Below are 2,691 nucleotides of genomic sequence, written 5' to 3'. Positions count from 1 at the left end.
GTCCACCGGGCGCAGCCCGAGCAGCAGGTCGCCGTTGATCATGACGATGCCGTCCTGCAGCAGGTCGGTGGCCAGGTCGTGGTGGGGGTCGTCGGCCGGCGGCGGCGTGTCCATGGCGATCTGGAAGCCGAGCAGCTCGGTGTAGAACGCCCGGGACCGCTGGACGTCGGTGACGGTGAGCCGCAGATGGTGGATCGGGCCGAGGGACAGTGGGACAGCCATGGCAGCGCCTCCTGGTCTTGGAGCCTAGTCGGGAACCAATGATGAGCGGTTCCATGCCAAGGAAACACCGTCTCCAAGTGCGGTAGTCGGTGGAGTAGGGCGGCCATTCCGTCGGAAGCTCCCATGTAGTAGAGGCCGACTGACCTGGCAGCGATGTCCTTCCCTCGACGCAGTGACCGGACCTGCTACCGGCTCCTGCAGTCACCGTGATCGTTGCAGAGAGATGGGCGTTGCCCTGCGGCGGGCCAGAGGCTGGTCCGGACGTGCGGGGTGCGCGACGTCCACCAGGCGCCGGTCAGCTCCTCGCAGGGGGTGTCGGTCGGTTGACTCGGTTTGGGTGGCGGCCCGAGCGCCTGGGCTGGCCCCGGCAGCGTTGGGATTGCCGGCTCGGCGGGTGCTTGAGGCTGAGCTGTCGTTCTATGTTGCAGCGCTGGGGCTGATGCCCGGCAAGCCAGATCAGGTTCCAGTCACCAAGCTATCCGGTCAGGGAGGGTCGAGTTTCTTGCCAAGTTCGGGTGCGGGTGTGTCGGCGGCGATCATCTGCGCCTCCACGGCTTGATCAACGTCCCCGTGGATCCTCTCCCCGCCGATGCGATCGAGGACATCGTCGCGCCTCAGCAGCTCGCGAACCGCCGGCTTGACCCTGGCAAGCCGCAGGGTCACACCGGCCCGCCCGGTGAGCTCGAGGATCTCGCGCAGCTTCGCCGACCCCTGGGAGTCGATGAAGTCCACGCCCTCGCAGTCGAGCACGATCCCGGTGACGTCCGGCGCCGACAGCGCCACCTCCCGGATCCGGTCCTCCAGGGCGTCGGAGGTGGCGAAGAAGAGGCCCCCGTCCAGCCGGAGGACCACCACACCCGGGAACCTCTCGTCCCCAGGGTGCTCATCCAGCTCCCTGAAGACCTGCGTGCCCGGCTCCCGACCCAGCAGGGGCATCGGAGGACGCGTCGCCACCGAGATGAGCCAGAGCAGCGACAGGCCGACCCCGACCATCACGCCGGCGAGCACGCCGACAAGCAGCGTCGCGGCGATTGCCGCGACCGCGACCCAGAAGTCGAAGCGCTGGACCCTGGCGAGGCGGCGCATCTCTGGCACGTCCATCATCCCCAGGACCACCGCCTCGATGATCAGGGCCCCGAGCACCGCCTTGGGCAGATCTGAGAATAGCGGCGCCAACACCAACAGGGTGAGGAGGACGAGCACACCAGATGTGAGCGAGGCCAGACCGGTACGCGCACCCGAGTGATCGTTCAGCGAGCTCGCCGACAGACTGGTCGAGACCGGCATTCCCTGGAACAGCCCGGCACCGACGTTGGCCATCCCCTGGGCGACCGACTCCTGGTTGATGTCGATGCGATAGCGGTGCCTGGCCGCGAACGCCCTCGCGTCACCAGCGGTCTGCGAGAACCCGATGAGCACGAGCGCCACCGCCGCGATCGCGACCGTGCTGGGATGATCCGCCAGCAGCTGACCGTCAGGCAGCCGGAGCGTCGGGAGCCCCCGGGGCACCTCGCCGACGAGGGCGACACCATGGGCATCGAGATCGAGGAGCCACGATGCCACCAGACCCCCCACGACCAGGACAAGGGCACCGGGAACCCGTGGCTCGACCACCCGCAAGCCAAACACGACCGCCAGCGCGGCTCCGCCGACGAGCACGGTCGCGAGCTGGGCGTCGCCCAGCGTCCCGAGCCAGGACCATAGCTCCTGCAGCGGGTTCGAGCCGGTCACCTCGGTCCCCGTGAGCTTGGGCAGCTCGCCGATCACGACGTCGATCGCGGCGCCGAAGAGGAAGCCGGTGACGACCGCCCGGGAGAGGAACTGGGCGATCCATCCCATCTTGAGGACGGCAAGGAACAGGTACAGCGCGCCCGAGACGACAGTGATCAGCGCGACGAAGGAGGCCACATCCTGGATCCCCGTGATCCCGGCGACCACGACGGCACTCGCGGCCACGGCCGCCAACCCTGAGCTCGGCCCAGTCGAGATCTGCCGGCTGGTCCCGAAGATCGCGTAGAGGATCGCGCCGGCGGCTGCCGCATAGAGACCGTTCTGCAGCGGGATCCCCGCGATCCCGGCATAGCCGAGGTTCTTGGGGACGATGAGGGCAGCGACCGCGACCCCGGCGATGAGATCACCTCTGAGCCAACCACGGTCATAGGAGCGGATCCACCCGAGCATCGGCAACAGACGCCATCGGTTCCCCGCCGAAGCTGTCGGCGCATCGCCAGCCATCAGCGGGACGACACCTCCCCCACGGCCGGATGCCAGCCGTCGAGGAGGCGCCGGTCATGCTCGTAGCTGAGCAGCATGGGTGCCTCCCCGAGGGGCACCCAGCGGGCGTCGTCGACCTCGTTGGCCGCTCCCAGCGTGCCCGCGGCCGGGGTCATCTCCCAGTAGCGGACGGTCTTGGGCCGCCGCTTGGGATCACGGTAGGCGGCGGTCCCGACCTCCCGGCCCAGCCGGCAG

General features: G+C 68.8%; 3 protein-coding genes. All 3 read right to left on the bottom strand.

What is annotated here, in order from left to right:
* A partial coding sequence (locus tag VF468_05515; protein ID HEX5877770.1) for a VOC family protein occupies positions 1–222 on the bottom strand: 222 nt, incomplete at its 3' end.
* A 483-nt stretch (positions 223–705) separates the two neighbouring features.
* The gene (gene sulP / locus VF468_05510) at positions 706–2,457 is read right to left on the bottom strand and encodes a sulfate permease (GenBank protein HEX5877769.1); all 1,752 of its coding nucleotides are present in this window, start codon (positions 2,455–2,457) and stop codon (positions 706–708) included.
* A partial coding sequence (locus tag VF468_05505) for a DNA mismatch repair protein MutT (GenBank protein HEX5877768.1) occupies positions 2,457–2,691 on the bottom strand: 235 nt, incomplete at its 5' end. The genes sulP and VF468_05505, both read right to left, overlap by 1 nt.

The organism is Actinomycetota bacterium, assembly GCA_036280995.1.
Lineage (GTDB): Bacteria > Actinomycetota > CALGFH01 > CALGFH01 > CALGFH01 > CALGFH01.
Note: the sequence above shows the minus strand (reverse complement) of the source record. Positions and strands in the feature narration are given on the sequence as shown.

Coding starts and splice junctions, on each gene's coding strand:
- sulP (HEX5877769.1), bottom strand. CDS start 2,457: ATGGCTGGCGATGCGCCGACAGCTTCGGCGGGGAACCGATGGCGTCTG.